Origin of the sequence: Frankia tisae (assembly GCF_025403405.1) — a bacterium.
Classification (GTDB): Bacteria; Actinomycetota; Actinomycetes; order Frankiales; family Frankiaceae; genus Frankia; species Frankia tisai.
Genome location: NZ_JANEZT010000764.1, coordinates 1 through 724, shown reverse-complemented (window position 1 = coordinate 724; position 724 = coordinate 1). Strand labels below are relative to the sequence as shown.

Annotated in this window: 1 protein-coding gene; it reads right to left on the bottom strand. The window is 71.0% G+C overall.

All coding sequences use genetic code 11. The features are described from left to right. Positions 1 to 182: 182 nt before the first annotated feature. Positions 183 to 623 carry an Lrp/AsnC family transcriptional regulator gene (locus NBZ85_RS31565; RefSeq protein ID WP_308205095.1) on the bottom strand — a complete coding sequence of 147 codons (441 nt, stop codon included), beginning with the start codon at positions 621 to 623 and terminating at the stop codon, positions 183 to 185. Positions 624 to 724 lie beyond the last annotated feature (101 nt).

Here is a 724-nt window from a genome sequence, read left to right as displayed (position 1 = left end):
AGGCCGGGGCGAGCAGTGTTCCCGGCGTCGGGGAGCAGGTTGTGGCGCGGCTGGGCGCGGCGAGCCCGGTGGTCCGCGGGGCGCGGGTGGCGTTGTGGTTCGACCCGGCGCGGCTGCACCTGTTCGACGCGGCCAGTGGTGCGGCGCTCACCGGCTGACTCCGATGGTCGCCGCCGGCTTGGCTAAAGGGCGGGGGGTCGGCCCTCGTAGGGGGTGGAGAGCACGACCATGGTGCGGGTGGACACGTTCGCCGCGGCGCGGATGCGCTGGAGCAGGACCTCCAGGTCGCCGGGGCTGGCGACGCGGACCTTGAGCAGGTAGCTTTCCTCGCCGGCGACGCTGTGGCAGGCCTCGATTTCGACGATGTGGGCGAGCCGGTCGGCGGCGTCGTCGGGTTGGCTCGGGTCGATCGGGGTGATCGAGACGAAGGCGGTCAGGGGTAGACCCACCTGGGAGGGGTCGATCAGCGCCGTGTAGGACGTGATCACTCCGCGTTGTTCCAGGCGTCGGACGCGCTGATGGACGGCGGAGACCGACAGGCCGGTGGCCCGGCCGAGGTCGGTGAAGCTCATGCGCCCATCTCGGCACAGCATCTGCACGATTCGACGGTCGAGATCTTCCACGATCCGGAGCGTACGCACGTCGGCGTGGGGCGAGGGAGCTGTTTCTGGTCCGTTGCCTGGTCCCGGTGGGACAGCCGGTACGGTCGGGAGCGGGTGTGGGT